Annotated in this window: 17 protein-coding genes; 8 read left to right on the top strand and 9 right to left on the bottom strand. The window is 72.6% G+C overall.

What is annotated here, in order from left to right; genetic code table 11:
- From ACWGKT_RS00660 to ACWGKT_RS00675, 4 genes are all read left to right on the top strand, one after another.
- Positions 1–1,950: a fumarate reductase/succinate dehydrogenase flavoprotein subunit gene (locus ACWGKT_RS00660; protein WP_453271875.1), complete on the top strand. Its 1,950-nt coding sequence runs from the start codon at positions 1–3 to the stop codon at positions 1,948–1,950.
- Positions 1,947–2,696: a succinate dehydrogenase/fumarate reductase iron-sulfur subunit gene (locus ACWGKT_RS00665; RefSeq protein WP_356144628.1), complete on the top strand. Its 750-nt coding sequence runs from the start codon at positions 1,947–1,949 to the stop codon at positions 2,694–2,696. Before ACWGKT_RS00660 ends, ACWGKT_RS00665 begins: the two co-directional genes overlap by 4 nt.
- A gap of 495 nt (positions 2,697–3,191) precedes the next feature.
- Positions 3,192–3,962: a GNAT family N-acetyltransferase gene (locus tag ACWGKT_RS00670; RefSeq protein WP_453271876.1), complete on the top strand. Its 771-nt coding sequence runs from the start codon at positions 3,192–3,194 to the stop codon at positions 3,960–3,962.
- Positions 3,962–4,816: a lysophospholipid acyltransferase family protein gene (locus ACWGKT_RS00675; protein ID WP_453271877.1), complete on the top strand. Its 855-nt coding sequence runs from the start codon at positions 3,962–3,964 to the stop codon at positions 4,814–4,816. The genes ACWGKT_RS00670 and ACWGKT_RS00675 overlap by 1 nt, the downstream gene beginning before the upstream one ends.
- An 89-nt stretch (positions 4,817–4,905) precedes the next feature.
- On the opposite strand, the gene ACWGKT_RS00680 is transcribed toward ACWGKT_RS00675, so the two are convergent.
- Together ACWGKT_RS00680 and ACWGKT_RS00685 are read right to left on the bottom strand one after the other, a co-directional pair.
- Complete coding sequence (locus tag ACWGKT_RS00680; RefSeq protein WP_453271878.1) at positions 4,906–7,236, bottom strand: ATP-binding cassette domain-containing protein; 2,331 nt, start codon at positions 7,234–7,236, stop codon at positions 4,906–4,908.
- 105 nt (positions 7,237–7,341) lie between these two features.
- Positions 7,342–7,533, bottom strand: coding sequence for an antitoxin (locus ACWGKT_RS00685; RefSeq protein WP_453271879.1), 192 nt, complete (start codon positions 7,531–7,533; stop codon positions 7,342–7,344).
- A gap of 148 nt (positions 7,534–7,681) precedes the next feature.
- On the opposite strand from ACWGKT_RS00685, the gene ACWGKT_RS00690 reads away from it, so the two are divergent.
- Positions 7,682–10,180 (top strand): ATP-dependent Clp protease ATP-binding subunit, encoded by a 2,499-nt coding sequence (locus ACWGKT_RS00690; protein ID WP_453271880.1) that lies wholly within the window; start codon positions 7,682–7,684, stop codon positions 10,178–10,180.
- Positions 10,181–10,211: 31 nt separating this feature from the next.
- Here the strand turns inward: ACWGKT_RS00690 and ACWGKT_RS00695 are convergent, their stop codons facing one another.
- The gene (locus ACWGKT_RS00695; RefSeq protein WP_453271881.1) at positions 10,212–11,228 is read right to left on the bottom strand and encodes an LLM class flavin-dependent oxidoreductase; all 1,017 of its coding nucleotides are present in this window, start codon (positions 11,226–11,228) and stop codon (positions 10,212–10,214) included.
- Between the two features lie 70 nt (positions 11,229–11,298).
- Here ACWGKT_RS00695 and ACWGKT_RS00700 point away from each other — a divergent pair, with 70 nt between their 5' ends.
- Positions 11,299–11,790, top strand: coding sequence for a phosphatase domain-containing protein (locus ACWGKT_RS00700; RefSeq protein WP_356144643.1), 492 nt, complete (start codon positions 11,299–11,301; stop codon positions 11,788–11,790).
- A 45-nt stretch (positions 11,791–11,835) separates the two neighbouring features.
- On the opposite strand, the gene ACWGKT_RS00705 is transcribed toward ACWGKT_RS00700, so the two are convergent.
- Positions 11,836–12,051 carry a dodecin gene (locus tag ACWGKT_RS00705; RefSeq protein ID WP_356144645.1) on the bottom strand — a complete coding sequence of 72 codons (216 nt, stop codon included), beginning with the start codon at positions 12,049–12,051 and terminating at the stop codon, positions 11,836–11,838.
- Between the two features lie 249 nt (positions 12,052–12,300).
- On the opposite strand from ACWGKT_RS00705, the gene ACWGKT_RS00710 reads away from it, so the two are divergent.
- Positions 12,301–13,560 (top strand): extracellular solute-binding protein, encoded by a 1,260-nt coding sequence (locus tag ACWGKT_RS00710; protein WP_453272082.1) that lies wholly within the window; start codon positions 12,301–12,303, stop codon positions 13,558–13,560.
- A gap of 1 nt (position 13,561) precedes the next feature.
- Here the strand turns inward: ACWGKT_RS00710 and egtD are convergent, their stop codons facing one another.
- Genes egtD through egtA form a run of 4 tightly spaced genes read right to left on the bottom strand, consistent with a single transcriptional unit; the run spans position 13,562 to position 17,995 of the window.
- The gene (egtD, locus tag ACWGKT_RS00715; RefSeq protein WP_453271882.1) at positions 13,562–14,524 is read right to left on the bottom strand and encodes an L-histidine N(alpha)-methyltransferase; all 963 of its coding nucleotides are present in this window, start codon (positions 14,522–14,524) and stop codon (positions 13,562–13,564) included.
- A complete protein-coding gene (gene egtC, locus ACWGKT_RS00720) occupies positions 14,521–15,336 on the bottom strand; it encodes an ergothioneine biosynthesis protein EgtC (protein ID WP_453271883.1) in 816 nt (271 codons plus the stop codon). The genes egtD and egtC overlap by 4 nt, the downstream gene beginning before the upstream one ends.
- Positions 15,336–16,652, bottom strand: a complete 1,317-nt coding sequence (gene egtB / locus ACWGKT_RS00725) for an ergothioneine biosynthesis protein EgtB (RefSeq protein WP_453271884.1) — start codon at positions 16,650–16,652, stop codon at positions 15,336–15,338. Before egtB ends, egtC begins: the two co-directional genes overlap by 1 nt.
- A complete protein-coding gene (gene egtA / locus ACWGKT_RS00730) occupies positions 16,649–17,995 on the bottom strand; it encodes an ergothioneine biosynthesis glutamate--cysteine ligase EgtA (RefSeq protein WP_453271885.1) in 1,347 nt (448 codons plus the stop codon). The genes egtB and egtA overlap by 4 nt, the downstream gene beginning before the upstream one ends.
- 269 nt (positions 17,996–18,264) lie before the next feature.
- On the opposite strand from egtA, the gene ACWGKT_RS00735 reads away from it, so the two are divergent.
- A complete protein-coding gene (locus tag ACWGKT_RS00735; RefSeq protein WP_356144655.1) occupies positions 18,265–19,089 on the top strand; it encodes a TIGR02452 family protein in 825 nt (274 codons plus the stop codon).
- Here ACWGKT_RS00735 and ACWGKT_RS00740 read toward each other — a convergent pair.
- A complete protein-coding gene (locus ACWGKT_RS00740) occupies positions 19,074–19,520 on the bottom strand; it encodes a type II toxin-antitoxin system PemK/MazF family toxin (RefSeq protein ID WP_453271886.1) in 447 nt (148 codons plus the stop codon). The genes ACWGKT_RS00735 and ACWGKT_RS00740 overlap by 16 nt on opposite strands.
- Positions 19,521–19,553 lie beyond the last annotated feature (33 nt).

Raw genomic sequence — 19,553 nt, forward strand, 5'->3', positions numbered from 1 at the left:
ATGACAACCTACGCGAACTACGAGACCGGCTCGCCCGTCGTCGACGGCAGGGCACCCTCCGGCCCGATCCACGAGCGCTGGGACAAGCGCCGCTTCGAGGCCAAGCTGGTCAACCCCGCCAACCGGCGCAAGCACACGGTGATCGTCGTCGGCACCGGTCTCGCGGGCGGCTCCGCCGGTGCCACGCTCGCCGAACAGGGCTACCACGTCGTCCAGTTCTGCTACCAGGACTCCCCGCGCCGCGCCCACTCGATCGCCGCGCAGGGCGGCATCAACGCGGCGAAGAACTACCGCAACGACGGCGACTCGATCCACCGGCTGTTCTACGACACCGTCAAGGGCGGCGACTTCCGCGCCCGCGAGTCCAACGTCCACCGCCTGGCGCAGATCTCGGTGGAGATCATCGACCAGTGCGTGGCGCAGGGCGTGCCCTTCGCCCGCGAGTACGGCGGCCTGCTCGACACCCGCTCCTTCGGCGGCGTCCAGGTCTCGCGCACGTTCTACGCCCGCGGCCAGACGGGACAGCAGCTCCTCCTCGGTGCCTACCAGGCGCTGTCGCGGCAGATCGCGGCCGGGAACGTGGAAATGCACCCGCGCACCGAGATGCTCGACCTGATCGTCATCGACGGACGGGCGCGCGGGATCGTGGCGCGGGACCTGATCACGGGCCGCATCGACACGTACTTCGCGGACGCCGTCGTCCTCGCCAGCGGCGGCTACGGCAACGTCTTCTACCTGTCGACGAACGCCATGAACTCCAACGCCACCGCGATCTGGCGGGCGCACCGCCGGGGTGCCTACTTCGGCAACCCGTGCTTCACCCAGATCCACCCCACCTGCATCCCGCGCACCGGCGACCACCAGTCCAAGCTCACCCTGATGAGCGAGTCGCTGCGCAACGACGGCCGGATCTGGGTGCCGAAGGCCAAGGGCGACACCCGGCCGCCGAACAAGATCCCCGAGGACGAGCGCGACTACTACCTGGAGCGCATCTACCCGTCCTTCGGCAACCTGGTCCCGCGCGACATCGCCTCCCGCGCCGCCAAGAACGTCTGCGACGAGGGCAGGGGAGTGGGCCCCGGCGGGCAGGGCGTGTACCTGGACTTCGCGGACGCGATCAAGCGAATGGGTCGGGCCGCCGTCGAGGCGAAGTACGGCAACCTCTTCGACATGTACCAGCGGATCACCGACGAGGATCCGTACGAGGTGCCGATGCGGATCTACCCCGCCGTGCACTACACGATGGGCGGACTGTGGGTCGACTACGACCTGCAGACCACGGTCCCGGGCCTGTTCGCGGTCGGCGAGGCCAACTTCTCCGACCACGGCGCCAACCGGCTCGGCGCCTCCGCGCTGATGCAGGGCCTGGCCGACGGCTACTTCGTCCTCCCGGCCACCGTCAACGACTACCTCGCCCGCAATCCGCACCAGGAGCGGATCACCGCCGAACACCCGGCGGTCCAGGAGGTGCTGGCCGAGACCGAGGACCGGCTCAACCTGCTCCTCGCCGTCGACGGCGACCGCACCCCCGACTCCTTCCACCGCGAACTCGGCGAACTGATGTGGGAGTTCTGCGGCATGGCCCGCAGCGACGCGGGACTGCGCAAGGCACTGGAGCGCATCCCGCAGATCCGCGAGGAGTTCTGGCGGCGCATCAAGGTGCCCGGCACCGGCGAGGAGTTCAACCAGTCGCTGGAGAAGGCCAACCGCGTCGTCGACTACCTGGAGCTCGCCGAGCTGATGTGCCTCGACGCACTGCACCGCGCCGAGTCCTGCGGCGGCCACTTCCGCGAGGAGTCCCAGACACCCGACGGCGAGGCCGCCCGCCGGGACGACGCGTTCTCCTACGCGGCCGCCTGGGAGTTCACCGGCACCGGCGGGGCCCCCGTCCTGCACAAGGAAGACCTGGTCTTCGAGTACGTCCACCCCACCCAGCGGAGCTACGCATGAAGCTCACCCTGCGCGTCTGGCGGCAGAAGAACGCCGACGCCGACGGCGCCATGTCCACGTACGAGGTGGACGGCATCTCCTCCGACATGTCCTTCCTGGAGATGCTCGACACGCTCAACGAGGAGCTCATCCTCCGGGGCGAGGACCCGGTCGCCTTCGACCACGACTGCCGCGAGGGCATCTGCGGCGCGTGCTCGCTCGTCATCAACGGCGACGCGCACGGGCCGGAGCGCACCACGACCTGCCAGCTGCACATGCGGTCCTTCCGGGACGGCGACACGATCGACATCGAGCCGTGGCGGGCCTCGGCGTTCCCGGTGATCAAGGACCTGGTCGTCGACCGGTCCGCGTTCGACCGGATCATCCAGGCCGGCGGGTACATCACGGCGCCGACCGGGTCCGCGCCGGAGGCGCACGCGACGCCGGTGCCGAAGCCGGACGCGGACTTCGCCTTCGAGCACGCCGAGTGCATCGGGTGCGGGGCATGCGTGGCCGCCTGCCCGAACGGGGCGGCCATGCTGTTCACCTCCGCCAAGATCAACCACCTGAACGTGCTGCCGCAGGGGGCGCCCGAGCGCGAGACGCGGGTGCTGGACATGGTGGCGCAGATGGACGAGGAGGGCTTCGGCGGCTGCACGCTGGCCGGTGAGTGCGCGACCGCCTGTCCCAAGGGCATTCCACTGGTGTCGATCACCAGCATGAACAAGGAGTGGCTGCGGGCCACCCGGAAGGGCGCGAAGAGGTAGCGCCTTCGGCGTAGTTGGCGGCCCTCGCGCACCAGACGTTCGCCGAGCGGGCGGACGGGCGGGACCGGGAGTGGTGCTCATCCCCGGTCCCGCTTCGCGACCCCGCCGTCGATAGGCTGCGCACATGATCTTTGGAAACAGGGGGAGGGAGCGGTTCCGCGCAGCCGTCGCCGGTTTCGAGGCCGCGGTGCGCGGCACTTCCTGGACCCGCCGCCGTACGAGCGGAGCTGGCCCGCGGGGCGGTTCTTCCCGCACATGACGGGCGCCCTCGTCATGGAGCGCGTGCTCGCTCCGGCGGAGGCCGGGCACCTGCTCGCCGGGTGCGTGACGAAGGACAGCTGAACGTCCGGGACCCGGCGTTCAACATCCCCACATCCCCTCTCCTGACACAGGTCACGCGCACGCCAACCGGCATAGGAAGAACAGGAGCGGCGGGCCGTACGCAACCGGCCCGTCGCCTCCGTCGCCGAACCGGCCCGTGACCAGGAGAGAGCCATGACCGGCGTTTCCACCCTCGACCGTCCCCCGCAGCCCGCGGCACCCACCCGCTACACCGTCACCCTCGCCCGTGACGAGGCCGACGTGCGTGCCGCGCAGCGTCTGCGGCACGACGTCTTCGCCGGCGAGATGGGCGCTCTGCTGTCCACCCCGCAGCCGGGGTACGACATCGACGCCTTCGACGCGTACTGCGACCACCTGCTCGTGAACGACACCATGACCGGGCAGGTCGTCGGCACCTACCGGCTGCTGCCGCCGGAGCGGGCCGCGGTCGCCGGGCGGCTGTACTCGGAGAGCGAGTTCGACCTGGCCCCGCTCGACTCGATCCGACCGGGCCTGGTCGAGGTCGGCCGTTCCTGCGTCCACCCCGACCACCGCGACGGCGCGGTCATAGGGCTGATCTGGGCCGGCATCGCCCGCTACATGGTCGACCGCGGCCACGAGTGGCTGGCGGGCTGCTGCTCCATCCCGCTCGCCGACGGCGGCGCCCTCGCGAGCGCCACCTGGGACCGGGTCCAGGCCAAGCACCTGGCGCCCGAGGAGTTCCGAGTACGTCCGCTGGTGCCCTGGATCCCGAACCGGCCCGCCCCCACCGAGCGGGCCGAGCTCCCGGCCCTGCTGCGCGGCTACCTCCGCCTCGGCGCCTGGGTCTGCGCCGAGCCGGCGCACGACCCGGACTTCGGGGTCGCGGACCTGTACGTGCTGCTGTCGATGCGCCGGGTCAACCCGCGCTACCTGAAGCACTTCCTCTCGCTCGTGCCGTCCTGATGAGCGTCTGGCTGCCCAGCGCGCCCTGCACCCCCGGGGCGTGCGTGGAACCGACGGGGTCCGCCACGGCCGTACCACGTGCCGTGCTGCGGCTCACGGGGGTCGTGATCCTGGTCCTGGCCGGGGTCGTGCTGCTCCCGCTCGGCTGGGGGTCCCCCCGCTTGCGGGGGAGGATCCCCGCCGGGCCGGTCAGGTGGTGGTGCCGGGCGATCGTACGGGTCGCCGGGGTCCGGATCCGGATCACCGGCACCGCCGCACCCACCGGCGGACTGCTCCTGGTGGCCAATCACATCTCCTGGCTGGACATCCCGCTGCTGGCCGCCGTGCGGCCGGCCCGGATGCTGGCCAAGTCCGAGATACGGAAGTGGCCGGTGGCGGGCCCGCTGGCCGCGCGCGGCGGCGTGCTGTTCATCGAGCGTGACCGGCTGCGGACGCTGCCGGACACGGTCGAGCGGATCGCCGACACCCTGCGCGGCGGCGCGGCGGTCGCGGTCTTCCCCGAGGGCAGCACCTGGTGCGGCCGGGCGCACGGCCGCTTCCGGCGTGCCGTGTTCCAGGCCGCGCTGAACGCGGGAGTGCCGGTCCAGCCGGTCGGCATCCGCTACCGGCTCGACGGCGGGGCCGCCGGGACCGCCGCCGCGTTCGTCGGCGACGACTCGCTGCTCGCCTCGATGTGGCGGGTGGTCAAGGCGCGGGGGCTGACGGCCGAGGTGGAGGTGCGGGACGCGATCCGTCCCGGCTCGTACCCCGACCGCCGCACCCTCGCCCGCGCCGCCGAGCCGGTCATGGGCGAACCGACCTGGACCCACACGGCCGTCGTCGCCGACAGCGGCCGTTCCCCGAGCGCCGCCTGACCGGGCCCACGCCACTGTCGCCGCCCCACGGGACGCGGACGACGGTGACGTGGGCCCGGCTCAGCACGCAGGGCAGGGGCGGACCCGGCTCAGACCATGACGCGGGCCAGGTAGGGCGCGGTGGCGCTGTCCTTCGCCTCGGCCACCTGCTCCGGAGTGCCCGCCGCCACGATGCGGCCGCCCGCGTCGCCGCCGCCCGGTCCCAGGTCGATCACCCAGTCCGCGCCCGCGACCACCGACATGTCGTGCTCGACGACCACCACGGTGTGCCCCGCGTCGACCAGATCGTGCAACTGGCCCATCAGCACCTCGACATCGGCCGGGTGCAGACCGGTCGTCGGCTCGTCCAGCAGGTAGAGGGTGTGGCCGCGCCGCCCGCGCTGCAGTTCGCTCGCCAGCTTGATCCGCTGGGCCTCCCCGCCGGACAGCTCCGTCGCCGGCTGCCCGAGCCGCAGATAGCCGAGCCCCACGTCGAGCAGCGTGCCCAGGCTGCGGGCCACGGCCGGGGTGTCCGCGAAGAACTCCGCCGCGCTCTCCACCGTGAGGTCGAGGACCTGCGCGATGTTCCGCCCCTGGTGGGTCACCCGCAGGGTCTCGGGGTTGTAGCGGGCCCCGCCGCAGTCCGGGCAGGGCGCGTACGTGCTCGGCAGGAACAGCAGCTCGACACTGACGAAACCCTCGCCCTGACAGGTCTCGCAGCGCCCTCCCGCCACGTTGAAGGAGAACCGCCCGACGCCGTAACCGCGCTCCCGTGCCTCGTCGGTGGCCGCGAACACCTTCCGTACCACGTCGAACAGTCCTGTGTAGGTCGCCAGGTTGGAGCGCGGGGTGCGCCCGATGGGCCGCTGGTCGACCGAGACCAGCCGTTCCACCCCCGCCGCATCCTCGGTGATCTCGCCGATCAGCGTCGACTTGCCGGAGCCCGACACACCGGTGACCGCCGTGAACACGCCGAGCGGGAACTCGGCCGTCACCCCGCGCAGGTTGTGCCGGGTGACCGGCCCGACCGTCAGCCGGCCGCGCGGCGAACGCGCCGACCGCGCGGGTGCGGGGGAGCGGCCGAAGAGGAAGCGGGCCGTCGCCGACTCCGGGACCGACGCCAGGTCCGCCACCGGGCCGCTGTGCAGCACCCGTCCGCCGTGCTCGCCTGCGCGCGGGCCCACGTCCACCAGCCAGTCGGCGCCGCGCACCACGTCCAGGTGGTGCTCCACCACGAACACCGAGTTGCCGGCCGCCTTCAGCCGGGCCAGCACCGTGAGCAGCGCCTCGGTGTCCGCCGGGTGCAGACCGGCGGACGGCTCGTCGAGGACGTACACCACGCCGAAGAGCCCGGAGCGCAACTGCGTGGCGAGCCGCAGCCGTTGGAGCTCACCGGCCGAGAGGGTGGGCGTGGCGCGGTCGAGGCCGAGATAGCCGAGACCGAGCTCGACGACCGGGGCGATACGGGACTTGAGGTCGTCGGTGAGGACGCGCGCGGTCTCGGACCCGCCGTCGAGCAGCCCGGCCAGCTCGGCCAGGGGCAGCGCGGCCAGTTCGGCGATCGTACGGCCCGCGAAGGTCACCGCCAGTGCCTCGGGCCGCAGCCGGGCGCCGCGACACACCGGACAGGGCGCGCTGGTCAGGAAGCGCTCCGCCTTCGCCCGCAGGGTCGGGCTCTTGGAGTCCGCGAACGTCTTCATCACATACCGACGGGCACTCATGTACGTGCCCTGGTACGGGCGTTGGATGCGATCGGCGTCCCGCACCGGGTGCACCGTGACCACCGGCTGCTCGTCGGTGAACAGGATCCACTCCCGCTCCTCGGCGGGCAGGTCCCGCCACGGCCGGTCCACGTCGTGCCCGAGCGCGTCGAGGATGTCGCGCAGGTTCTTGCCCTGCCAGGCGCCCGGCCACGCCGCGATCGCGCCCTCGCGCACGGACAGCGAGGGATCGGGGACCAGCGACTGTTCGGTCGTGCGGTGCACCCGCCCGAGGCCGTGGCACTCCGGGCACGCTCCGGCCGCCGTGTTGGGGGAGAAGGCGTCGGAGTCGAGCCGCTCGGCGCCGGGCGGATAGGTGCCGGCGCGGGAGAAGAGCATGCGCAGCGAGTTGGAGAGGTTCGTGACCGTGCCGACGGAGGAGCGGGAGGTCGGCGACGAGCGGCGCTGCTGGAGCGAGACCGCCGGCGGCAGCCCCGTGATCTCCCCGACCTTCGGCGCTCCCACCTGGTGGATCAGCCTGCGCGCGTACGGCGCCACCGACTCGAAGTAGCGCCGTTGCGCCTCCGCGTACACCGTGCCGAACGCCAGCGACGACTTGCCCGAGCCGGACACGCCCGTGAAGACGACCAGCACGTCCCGCGGGATGTCCACGTCGACGCCCTTGAGGTTGTGCTCACGGGCGCCGCGGACGCGGACGTACGGGTCGTGGGGGCTGTGCATCGGGGGAACTCCGTACGGGCCGGCCGGGCGGGGACAAACCCCGCGATTCTAGCCCGCGGCACGGTGCGCCCCGCCGGCGCGGCTCTGCCTTCCCGCGGTCGCGGTTCAGGGGTGCGGCGGGATGTCCCGCTGCTGACCGCCCAGCTCGTCCTTCATCCTCTGCTGGGCCGTGTCGACCTGGGACCGGTACTTGCCCTGGGTCTTCTCGTCGACGTGGTCGCCCGCCTTGTCGATGCCCTTGCCCGCCTCGTCCTCGTGGCCTTTGAGCATGCCCTTGAGCTTGTCCATGATGGACATGGCAACCCTCCTGCCTGATAGAGGCCCCCGCGTCCCAGCCTCACCGCCCCGGACGCGGTTCGCATCTCGGCCGGCCTCCAAATGCACGGTGCCCGGGCCTGTGCGAGCTTGGAGAACGGACGCCTGTTCCCGCAGAAAGGTCCGTCCCATGACTACTCCTGGTTTCGGATTCGGACGCAGCCCGTTCGAGGAGTTCGACGAGCTGATGAACCGATTCTTCGGTGGGGCCGGTCCGGCCTCGCCCTCCCGGCGGGTACAGACGGTCGACATCGGCAGCCTGCTCTCGGAACGGGCCCGCGAGCTGGTCGCCGAGGCGCGGGAGATCGCCGCCGCGGAGGGCAGCGACGAACTCGACGCCCGGCATCTGCTGGCCGCCGCCACCCGGCACGACTCGACCCGGCGGCTGATGACCGAGGCGGGCGCGGACCCCGACCGGATCCGGGAGCGGCTCGGCGCCGGTGCCGAGGGCGCCCAGAAGACCGAGCCCGCCACGTTGACCCCGGCCGCCAAGCGCGCCCTGCTGGACGCCTACCAGCTCTCCCGGGCCGAGGAGGCCTCCTACATCGGTCCCGAGCACCTGTTGCGGGCCCTTGCCCTGAATCCGGAATCGGCGGCCGGGCGGGAGCTCGCCGAGAGCGGCTGGGAGCCCACCCGGATGCCCGTCGAGGGCGCGGCCGAGCGCAGGAAGCCCAGCAGCACGCCGACCATCGACGAGTACGGCCGTGATCTCACCGAGGACGCCCACGCCGGCCGCCTCGACCCGGTGATCGGACGGGACGACGAGGTCGAACAGACGATCGAAGTCCTGTCCCGGCGCAGCAAGAACAACCCCGTGCTCATCGGTGACCCCGGCGTCGGCAAGACGGCCATCGTCGAGGGCATCGCGCAGCGCATCGCCGCCGGGGACGTGCCCAGGACCCTGGAGGGCAAGCGGCTGATCTCGCTGGACCTGGCGGGCATGGTGGCCGGCACCAAGTACCGGGGCGAGTTCGAGGAACGCCTGAAGAAGCTGCTCGACGAGGTGCAGGAGCACGCCGACGAGCTCGTCCTCTTCCTCGACGAACTGCACACCGTCGTCGGCGCCGGCGCGGGCGGCGAGGGCGCCATGGACGCGGGCAACATGCTCAAGCCCGCCCTGGCCCGCGGTGAACTGCACCTCATCGGCGCGACGACCGTCGACGAGTACCGCCGGCACATCGAGAAGGACGCCGCCCTGGAGCGCCGGTTCGCCCCGATCCTGGTCGGCGAGCCCACCGTCGACGACACCATCGAGATCCTGCGCGGCCTGCGCGACCGCTACGAGGCGCACCACCAGGTCCGCATCACCGACGAGGCGCTCGTCGCCGCGGCCGAGCTGTCCGACCGCTACATCACCTCCCGCTTCCTGCCCGACAAGGCCATCGACCTGATGGACCAGGCCGCCGCGCGGGTCCGGCTGCGCGCCAAGACCCCTGTCGCCGACATCCGGGAGATCGAGGACCGGATGGCCGCCCTGAACCGGGAGAAGGACCAGGCGGTCGCCGACGAGGAGTACGAGCGCGCCAAGGAACTGCGCGACCGGATCAAGGCCGCCGAGGGCGAGCGGGCCGACATGGGCAAGGCGGACGAGCACGCGCCCAGGGTCACCGCCGAGGACATCGCCGAGGTCGTCTCCCGCACCACCGGCATCCCCGTCGCCCAGCTCACCGAGGAGGAGCGCGAGCGGCTGATGAAACTGGAGGAGCACCTCCACGAACGCGTCGTCGGCCAGGACGAGGCGATCACCGCGGTCGCGCGGGCCGTCCGCCGCGCCCGGGCCGGCATGAGCGACCCCAACCGCCCCGTGGGCAGCTTCCTCTTCCTCGGCCCCACCGGTGTCGGCAAGACGGAGCTCGCCCGCGCCCTCGCCGCGGCCCTGTTCGGCGACGAGACCCGCATGATCCGGCTGGACATGAGCGAGTTCCAGGAGCGGCACACGGTCTCCCGGCTGGTCGGAGCGCCTCCCGGATACGTCGGCCACGAGGAGGCCGGCCAGCTCACCGAGGCGGTGCGCAGGCAGCCGTACGCCGTGCTGCTGCTCGACGAGGTCGAGAAGGCGCACCCCGACGTCTTCAACACCCTGCTGCAGCTGCTCGACGACGGCCGGCTGACCGACTCCCAGGGCCGCACCGTCGACTTCAAGAACACCGTCGTGATCATGACGTCCAACATCGGCGCCGACCGCATCCTGGCCTCCGGCGTGGAGGACTACACCAAGGTCCGCGAGTCGGTGATGCCGGTGCTGAACCAGCACTTCCGGCCGGAGTTCCTCAACCGCATCGACGAGATCATCGTCTTCCGCGGCCTGGACCGCGGCCAGCTGCGCCAGATCGTCGACCTGCTCCTGGAGCACACCCGGCGCCGGCTGCACGCCCAGGACGTCGACATGGAGGTCACCGACACGGCCGCCGATCTGCTCGGGAACATCGGCTACCAGCCCGACTTCGGTGCCCGCCCGCTGCGCCGTACCATCCAGCGCGAGGTGGACGACCGGCTCGCCGATCTGCTCCTGTCCGGCGAACTGGCCCCGGGCGACCGGGCCGTGGTGGACGCGGCCGACGGCGCCGTCGTGATCCGGGCGGACAAGCCGGCCGGGGCCGGGGCGCGGAAGACGGACGAGACCGGCTGAGGAGGCTCGGGGCCCCTAGGCTCGCAAAGGCTCAGGGCCCGGTGTTCTTCGCCCGGTTCACGATCTCGGCCAGCCGCCGGTAGGAGTCCAGCAGGGCGCCACGGTCGTACGTGCTGGTGGTCACGAGGACTTCCTGCGCGCCGGTCTCCTTCAGCAGCGTCTCCAGCTCGTGGGCGACCTGCTCCTCGGTGCCGGCCAGGTGCCCGGCGAGCCCGGACGCGTAGAAGTCCCGTTCCTTCGCGGTCATATCGCGGGCGGCGGCGTCGTCGGCCGGCGGCAGGGGCGGGAAGGCGCCGTGCGTGCGCGCGTACGCCATGGACCACGCCTCCGGGATCAGCAGCCGCCGCGCCTCCTCGGGCGTGTCGGCCACCGCCACCGTGCCCGAGACGACGACGTACGGCTCCGACGCCCACGGCGACGGCCGGAAGTGCTCCCGGTAGTGGTCGATGCCGCGCCGCATCCGCTCGCGGTCGCGCAGGTCGCCGACGACCATCGGCAGCCCCGCACGGGCGGCGATCTTGGCGCCCTCGCCCATGGCCAGCACGAACGGGGGCACGCTCAGCCCCTCGGCCGGGCGGGCGTGCACCCCGGTCGGGGAGGTCCCCCGGAACCAGCCCAGCAGCTCGTCGAGCTGGGCCGCGAAGTCCTCGGCGTCGTCCTTGCCGCGCCCCAGCGCCCTGCGCACGCCGTCGGTGAAGCCCACGGACCGACCCAGACCCATGTCGATCCGCCCCGGGAACAGCGACTCCAGCACCCCGAACTGCTCGGCGACGACGAGGGGTTGGTGGTTGGGCAGCATCACCCCGCCGGTGCCGACCCGGATGGTGCGGGTCGCGCCGGCCACGGCGGCGGCCAGCACGGTCGGCGCGGACCCGGCGACCCCGGGCACGCCGTGGTGCTCGGAGACCCAGAACCGGTGGTACCCCAGCTCTTCCAGCTCCCGCGCCAGCGCGACGGTGTCCCGCAGCGCCTCGGCGTGCGTGTGCCCCTCCCGCGTACGGGAGCGGTCGAGTACGGAGAAGCGGGTCCGGGCGGTCAACGAGGTCACACGGATGTCAACACAGGTCAGGCCGCAGGATTCCCGGACCGTCCGGCGGGACGCCGATTAGGGTGGCCGGGTGGCTGACAGCAGTGAACCCCAGGTCGCCGTGTTCGACCTCGACAACACCCTCGCCGACACCGGGCACCGGCAGCGGTTCCTGGAGCGCAGGCCGCGGGACTGGGCGGGGTTCTTCGCGGCGGCGCCGAAGGATCCGCCGCTCGCCGAGGGGGTGGCCCTGCTCCGCGAGCTGGCGGGGGAGTGCGAGGTCGTGTATCTCACCGGGCGGCCCGAGCGCTGCCGGTTCGACACGCTGGACTGGCTCGCCCGGCACGGGTTGCCCGAGGGGCGCGTGTACATGCGGCGGGACGCCGATCGCAGGCCCGCCCGGAACACCAAGCTGGAGATTTTGCGCCGCCTTGCCCGCGACCGGGTGATCCGCGTCCTCGTGGACGACGACGAGCTGGTGTGCGACGACGCCGAACGGGCCGGGTTCACGGTCGTACGGGCGCGCTGGGCCAAGAAGTCCGCCGCGCTGAAGGACGCCCAGGAGCGGGAAGGCCGTACCTGAGGCGCGCGGTGGGGCCGGGGGGAGCGGTCCGCCCGCGCGGGGCGGTCAGTCCTCGCCCTCGATGCGGAAGCCCACCTTCAGACAGACCTGCCAGTGCTCGATCTGCCCGTTCTCGATCTGGCCCCGCACCTGGGTGACCTCGAACCAGTCCAGGTTGCGCAGGGTGTCGTTGGCGCGGGAGATGCCGTTGCGGATGGCCTGGTCGACGCCCTCGTGCGAGGTGCCGACGATCTCCGTGAGCCGGTAGGTGTGGTTGGACATGCGGGAGCTCCTCTGCGCCGCTGCGCCGTGACGGGTGTGTCACGCGTCACTCCACCGTGCCGTATGTGCGGGCGGAGCGCGAGACGTCGGGGCCGTACCCCGGGGTAGCCCTTGACCGCCGCATTGGTCCATACCAAAATCAGCACACCCGTACGAGCCACGTGCTCGTTCCCCCCACGTCGGGCCCGTTTGCCCTGTCCGTCAGACAGAACAGGACCCCTCGTGAGACACGATGTGCGGCACGCCCCGCTGCGACGCCGTCTCCTCGCCCTCGTCTGTGTGTCCGCCTCCCTCGCCGCCGGGTGCGGCGTGCTGCCGGACAGCGGTGGCCACCGGCGGACGGTCACCGTGTGGCTGATGAAGGACAGCGCCTCGAAGGAGTTCCTGCGCCGCTTCACCGAGGACTTCGAGCGCGGCCACGACGACCTCCGGCTCGACATCCGCATCCAGCAGTGGACCGGCATCGTCGACAAGGTGCAGGCCGCGCTGAAGTCGGACGGCGACAACGGGCCCGACGTCATCGAGGTCGGCAACACCCAGGTCCCGCAGTACGTGGAGGGCGGCCGGCTCACCGACCTGACCCTGGAGTCGATGCGCGACTGGGGCAAGGACCGCTGGCTGCCCGGCCTCGCCGAACCCGGCCGGGAGGACACCCAGCAGTACGGCATCCCCTGGTACGCGGCCAACCGCGTCGTCATCTACCGCAAGGACCTGTTCGAGAAGGCGGGCATCAGCGCCCCGCCGAAGACCCGCGAGCAGTGGCTCGCCGACACCGAGCGGCTCAACTCCGCCGGGAACCAGGGGATTTACCTGGCCGGACAGGACTGGTACACGCTCTCCGGGTTCATCTGGGACGAGGGCGGCGACCTCGCCCGGCACACGGACGGCCTCTGGAAGGGCGCCCTGGACTCCCCGGCCGCCCTGCGTGGCATGGACTTCTACCGCCGGCTGCAGGCGCTCGGCGCCGGACCCGTCGGCTCCGACGAGGAACACCCGCCCCAGGCGGGCGTGTTCGCGAACGGCAGGGTGGCACAGATCGTGGCCGTGCCGGGCCTCGCCCAGGCCATCGTCCAGAAGAACCCCGAACTCGACGGCGAACTGGGCTACTTCCCCGTGCCCGGCAAGTCCGCGCAACGGCCCGGCACCGTCTTCACCGGCGGATCCGACCTCGTCGTCCCGCGCAACACCGGCAACGAGGACGGAGCCGTCGCCGTCGTCGCCGCGCTCACCGGCGCCAAGTGGGACACCGAGCTGGCCCGCACCATGAACTACGTCCCCAACAAGACGACCCTGGCGGGCGCCGTGGCCGGGGAGGAGGGGGTCGCCGCCATGGCGGCCGGAGCCGCGCACGGCCGGGCGACCCCCAGCACGCCTCAGTGGACGGCGGTCGAGGCCGACAACCCCATCAAGGAGTACATGACCCGGGTGCTCGGGGGCGCCGACCCGCAGGCCGAGGCCCGCCGTGCCTCCCGCCGGATCACCGACGCCCTGGCGCCGGGCCTCGGCTGACTCACCGGACCGTGCTCAGCGACAGCGCGAACCGGCCCTCCGCGTCCGTCCACCAGTGGGTCAGCTCCAGGCCCGCCCCGGCGAGTTCGGCGGCGACGCCGTCCCTGCGGAACTTCGCGGACACCTCGGTGCGCAGTTCCTCGCCCGCCGCGAAGTCGACGGCGAGTTCGAGCGCCGGAACCTTCACGGACTGCTCCGTGAGCGACCGCAGCCGCATCTCGATCCACTCGTGCTGCGCGTCCCAGCGCGCCACGTGCTCGAAGGCGTCCGGATCGAAGTCGGCGCCCAGCTCCCGGTTGATCACGGCCAGCACGTTCTTGTTGAACTCGGCGGTCACTCCGGCCGCGTCGTCGTACGCCCGCACCAGGACCCGCTCGTCCTTGACCAGGTCCGTGCCCAGCAGCAGGGTGTCGCCCGGTGACATCAACTGTCGTACGGAGGCGAGGAACTCGGCCCGTTCGGCGGGCAGCAGGTTGCCGATCGTGCCGCCCAGGAAGGCGATCAGCCGGGGGCCGGGCGTCGCGGGCAGGGTCAGCCGGCCGGTGAAGTCGGCGATCAGCGCGTGCACGGCGAGCCCGGGCCGCTCCTCGACGAGCGACTGCCCGGCCCGGGTGAGCGCGCTCTCGCTGACGTCGACCGGCACATAGGTGTCCAGGTCGGTGAGCGCGTCGATCAGGTAGCGGGTCTTCTCGGAGGAGCCGGAGCCCAGTTCCACCAGCGTGCGGGCGTGGGCGGCCGCCGCGATCTCGCCGGACCGGGCGTCGAGGATCTCGCGCTCGGCCCGCGTCGGGTAGTACTCGGGCAGCTCGGTGATCTTGTCGAACAGCTCACTGCCCCGGGCGTCGTAGAACCACTTCGGCGGCAGCGTCTTGGGGGTGGCGGCGAGGCCGCTGCGGACATCGGCGCGCAGCGCGGCGTCCGTCGCGTCCTCGGGGAGTGTGCGGGTGACGTACAGCGGGCTCACGTACAGGGCTCCTTCGGAGATGGGGATTCCCCCGCTCGAACGGAGTCGAGGGTGGGGGAGGGTGCCCGGTCCTCGACCGGGGCGAGCCGCACGCCGGTTCGGCTCGCCGAGAGCAGCGTGCGGTCGGGCACCTCCTGCCAGTGCGGATCGTCGTCGTACGGCTCGGAGGCGACTACCGTGAGACGGCCGGGCTCCGTGCGGTGCCAGAGGGTGTCGCCCCAGGCGGTGGCGGTGATGGTCTCGCCGTCGGTGAGCAGCAGGTTGAGCCGGGACGCGGGGGCCGCCTCGGCGACCGCGCGGACCGTGTGGACCAGGGCCTGCCCGGGCTCGTCCCCGGCGTGCAGCCGGTGCAGCACGAGGGCCCAGACGAACGCCGAGTCGGTGCGCGCCTCCATCGACAGCAGGTCCACCGGGGGCAGCCCGGGGACCAGGGACGCCATCGACCGCGGCCAGTCCGCGACGGCGCCGTTGTGGCTGAACAGCCAGCGGCCCGCGGCGAACGGGGCCGCCGCGGCCTCCCCGTCCGCGCCCGGCAGGGTCGCGTCCCGCACCGCGGCGAGCAGCGCGCCGGTGCGCACCACCCGGGCCAGGTCGGTGAAGGACGGGTCCGCCCAGATCGGGCCGGTCCGCCGGTAGCGGGCGGGCACGGGATCGTCCGCCGCGTACCAGCCCACCCCGAATCCGTCGGCGTTGACCGTCCCGTAGCGCTGCCGGCGCGGTGCCCACGACTGGCGGTACAGGCCGTGCGGGGGCTCCACGAGCAGCCGGCCGAGCGGCTCCTCGGGGCCCAGGTACGCCAGATGACGGCACATCAGACGTCCCCCGAGCGGGCGGTGCGGAAGCCGGAGAAGATCTGCCGGCGGATCGGATAGTCCCAGTTGCGGAACGTGCCCCGGCAGGCCACCTGGTCCACGGCGAACGAACCGCCGCGCAGCACCTTGTACTCGGACCCGAAGAACACCTCCGAGTACTCCTTGTACGGGAAGGCGGTGAAGCCCGGGTACGGCAGGAACTCGCTCGACGTCCACTCCCACACGTCACCGATCAACTGCCGTACGCCCAGCGGGGACGCGCCGGCCGGGTAGCTGCCCGCGGGCGCCGGCCGCAGGTGCCGCTGGCCCAGGTTGGCGTGCTCCGGCGCCGGATCCGCGTCGCCCCACGGATAGCGCGTCGAGCGGTCGGCGGCGGGGTCGTGGCGGGCCGCCTTCTCCCACTCCGCCTCGGTGGGCAGCCGGCGTCCGGCCCAGCGGGCGTACGCGTCGGCCTCGTACCAGCACACGTGCAGCACCGGCTCGTGGGGCGGGACGACCTCCGTGGCGCCGAAGTGGCGCCGCAGCCACTGCCCGCCCTCCCGGCGCCAGAACAGCGGCGCGGTGATGGCGTGCTGCCGGATGTGCGCCCAGCCCTCCGGCGCCCACCAGCGCTCGTCCTCGTAGCCGCCGTCCTCGATGAACGCCTGGTACCGGCGGTTCGTCACCGGGGTGGTGTCGATGTGGAAGGGCGCCACCTCGCGCCGGTGCGCGGGGCGTTCGTTGTCCAGCGCCCAGGGTTCGGTGGAGGTGCCCATGGTGAACGGGCCGCCGGGTATGAGGACTTCGGTGGGGCCGGTGAACGGCGGTGCCGGGTCCGGGTCCGGGGCGGTCAGGGCCTGCGGCCCCTTGCGCAGCTGATGGGTGATCAGCATCGTCTCGTCGTGCTGCTGTTCGTGCTGCGCGATCATCCCGAAGGCGAAGCCCGCCTCGGTCAGCCGCGTACCGTGCAGGGCCGTGCTCTCCAGCAGGTCCAGTGCCCGGCCGCGCACGTCGGCCGCGTACCGGCGGGCCTCGGCGGGCGCCAGCAGCGGCAGCGAGGGCCGTTCGGACCGCGGGTGCTCGAAGGCGTCGTACAGGCTGTCGATCTCGGGCCGCATCGGCTCCCGGCCGCCGACCGTGCGCAGCAGCCACAGCTCTTCCTGGTTGCCGATGTGGGCGAGGTCCCACACCAGCGGGGACATCAGCGGCGAGTGCTGGGCGGTGAGATCGGGGTCCTCGATGCAACTGGTGAGCAGGGTCGTGCGGTCGCGGGCGGTGAGGAGCGAGGCCAGCGCGCGCCGGCGCAGGTCCTCGGCGTCGAGTTCGGGGGCGGTCATGTGCGGATGTCCTTCCCGTGGATGGTGGAGGTGCCCCTGATCGAGCGAAGCCGGGACGGGGGGAGGGCCGTGCCGCGCACACGGTCCAGCAGGTCGTCGGCGGGGCAGCGGCCCCGCGCGACATAGCGGTCGATGTACGCCGCGACGGCGCCCGTGACCTCGGGTGTGGCGCCGAGCCGGGGCAGGGCCCGAAGTGCCGCCGCGAAACAGACCGTGGCGGCCTCGTGCAGCTCGGGGTCGCGCAGCCCGTCACGGGCCGCGTCGATCCACAGCGGGTTGTGCGGAGCGGGCAGGTTCAGGGCCCGCTCGGCCAGCGGTTTCACGGTGCGGTAGGCCGTCTCGGCGGCCTCCGGGTCGTCGAACAGCGCCGCCGTCACCGCGAGCGGCACGATCCACCCGTCGTCGCCGGGCTGTGCGTCGATCATGCGCAGTTCCAGGTGGCCGCGCGGTCTGACCGGCGGGAACAGCGTCGTGAGGTGGTAGTCGACGTCCTCGCGCGTCGGCGGCCTGGGCACGCCCGACCGGGTCCATTCCCGCAGGGTGAGCCCCTCGGGCACGTCCCACGCGCCGTCGTCCCGGCGTACGCACATCACCGGGGCGTCCAGCACGTGCCGCGCCCAGGCCCCGCGCGGGTCCCCGTTCAGCGGGGGAGCGCCCGCCCGGTCCGGGCCGATCTCCGTCCAGTGCAGCTGCCGGGTGGACCGCCAGCCCGTGGGCCGGTGACCGACCAGCGGGGAGTTGGCGAACGCGGCCACCAGGACCGGGCCCAGCTGGTGGGCCAGCCACCAGCGGCGCCCGTGGCCCAGCGGGCCGGGCTCCTCGTGACCGGCGTCCACGCACACCTGCACGGAGGCCGACGAGCACATCATGTGGCGGCCCGCCGTGCCGGTACGGTCCAGGCAGGTCTCCATGGCGTCGTAGCGCGGCCGGCGCAGGAAACGGCGGGGAGCGTGCCACGGGTCGTGGCCGAAGCCGGCGAGGCCGAGGCCGTCCTCGGCCAGTACGGCGCGCACGGCGTCCAGGTCGGCGGAGACGGTGCCGATGCACTCCATCAGGGAGGCGGCGGGCGGCGAGCTCAGCTCCAGCTGGCCGCCGGGCTCCACGGTGAGCGCCGACTCCAGGGGCACGGTGCGCAGTGCGGCATAGGCCGCTTCGAGTCGTTCGGGTGTCACGGAGAGCTGCGGCCGGCGCAGCTCGTGGACGAGCCATTCCACTTCGACCCCGAGACACCTGGGCGGGCCCGTCTTGAAGCAGATGCCCCGGACCAGGGCCTCCACTTCGGCCTCGGTGACGGCCGCACGGGGATCCGTACAGTCGCCACAGTCTTCCACCGAATCGGACATATCGGGATCCTCTCAAAGATTCCGTGATGCCACCGCTCCGGTGTTCGACAAGGCCGGCTCGGAGGCACTCGTCCCACCCAAGACGCTCGCGCCGATTCGCACAAGGGTGCGCTTCGGCGCGTTCGCGATACGTAATCTCCGTTTCCCGGGCGTTTCCGGGGCCGGAAAACTCTGTTGCACCTGAGGACCAGCATCGCTCACGATGCGTTCATGAGCACAACGGGGGAAGCCGCGCGGCGCGCGGTCGTGGCGCACACGGGGGTTGCGCCATGAGCGCGCGGCTGCGCGGTGTCGCGCAGGAAACCGAACAGATCGTGGCGGCCGGGGCGTACCACGCGCCCGGCGGCCGCGAGGTGTCCCTGGCCGCGGCGATCGACGCCGCGTGCGAGGGCACCCGCATGTACGGGCCCGACCCGGTCCCGGTCCCGGACGCGCCCGGGACGGCCACGGTCGTCGAGGTCACCGGGGAGAGCAGCCTGGAGGCGGCCCGCCGCCTCGAAGAACCGGTCGCCGTGCTGAACTTCGCCTCGGCCCGCAATCCCGGCGGCGGCTACCTGGGCGGCGCTCAGGCCCAGGAAGAGGCCCTGTGCCGCGCCTCGGCCCTGTACACCTGCCTGCTGCGGGCCCGGGAGTTCTACGACCACCACCGCGCCCACCGCGACCCGTTCTACACGGACCGTGTCATCCACTCACCCGCCGTGCCCGTCTTCCGGGACGACCGCGGCAGCCTGCTGGCCGAGCCGTTCTCGGCCGGTTTCCTGACGGCGGCCGCCCCGAACGCCGGGGTCGTGCGGCGCACGGCCCCGGAGCGGACGCCCGAGCTGCCACGAGCCCTCGCGTCGCGCGCCGAGCGGGTGCTGGAGACCGCCGCGGCGCACGGCTACCGGCGACTGGTGCTGGGCGCCTGGGGCTGCGGGGTCTTCCAGAACGACCCCGCCCAGGTCGCGGGCGCCTTCCGGGCGCTGATCGGCCCCGGCGGCCGGTTCGCGGGGACCTTCGAGCACGTGGTGTTCGGAATCCTGGACCGCACGCCGGGGGCCGTGGTGCGCGAGGCCTTCGTACGGGCCTTCGGGGAGCCTCAGCTCCAGCCGTAGCGCTCGTGGAGCCGGTGCCTGACCAGGTTGAACCGGCCCCGGTCCAGGGCGCAGGCCTCGCGCCGCATGCCCTCCTCATGCAGCCGGAGCACCCGGTCCACGTCCACCCAGGAGTCGCGCCCGGTGCGGTCCCAGGGACCGCTGCCGATCGCCACCCACTCGCGGTCGCCGTCGTGCCGCTTGCTGGACAGCTGCACCGCGAGAAACGTTCCGGCGGCCTCCCGGGCGACGACGAGGACCGGCCGGTCCTTGCCCCGCCCGTCGTTCTCCTCGAAGGGCACCCAGGTCCACACGATCTCGCCGGGATCCGGGTCGCCGTCGTGCGCGGGCGAGTACTCGGTGCGCACCCGGCCCACCTTGCGGGGGTCGGCCTCGGTGGTCGCGGTGGGGCCGTGGCGGCCGGGGACGTTCTCTTCGGTAAACGCAGTCACGGGGGCACCTTAGAGGGTGCCCCCGTGAACCGC

Source organism: Streptomyces sp. NPDC054794 (assembly GCF_053611585.1).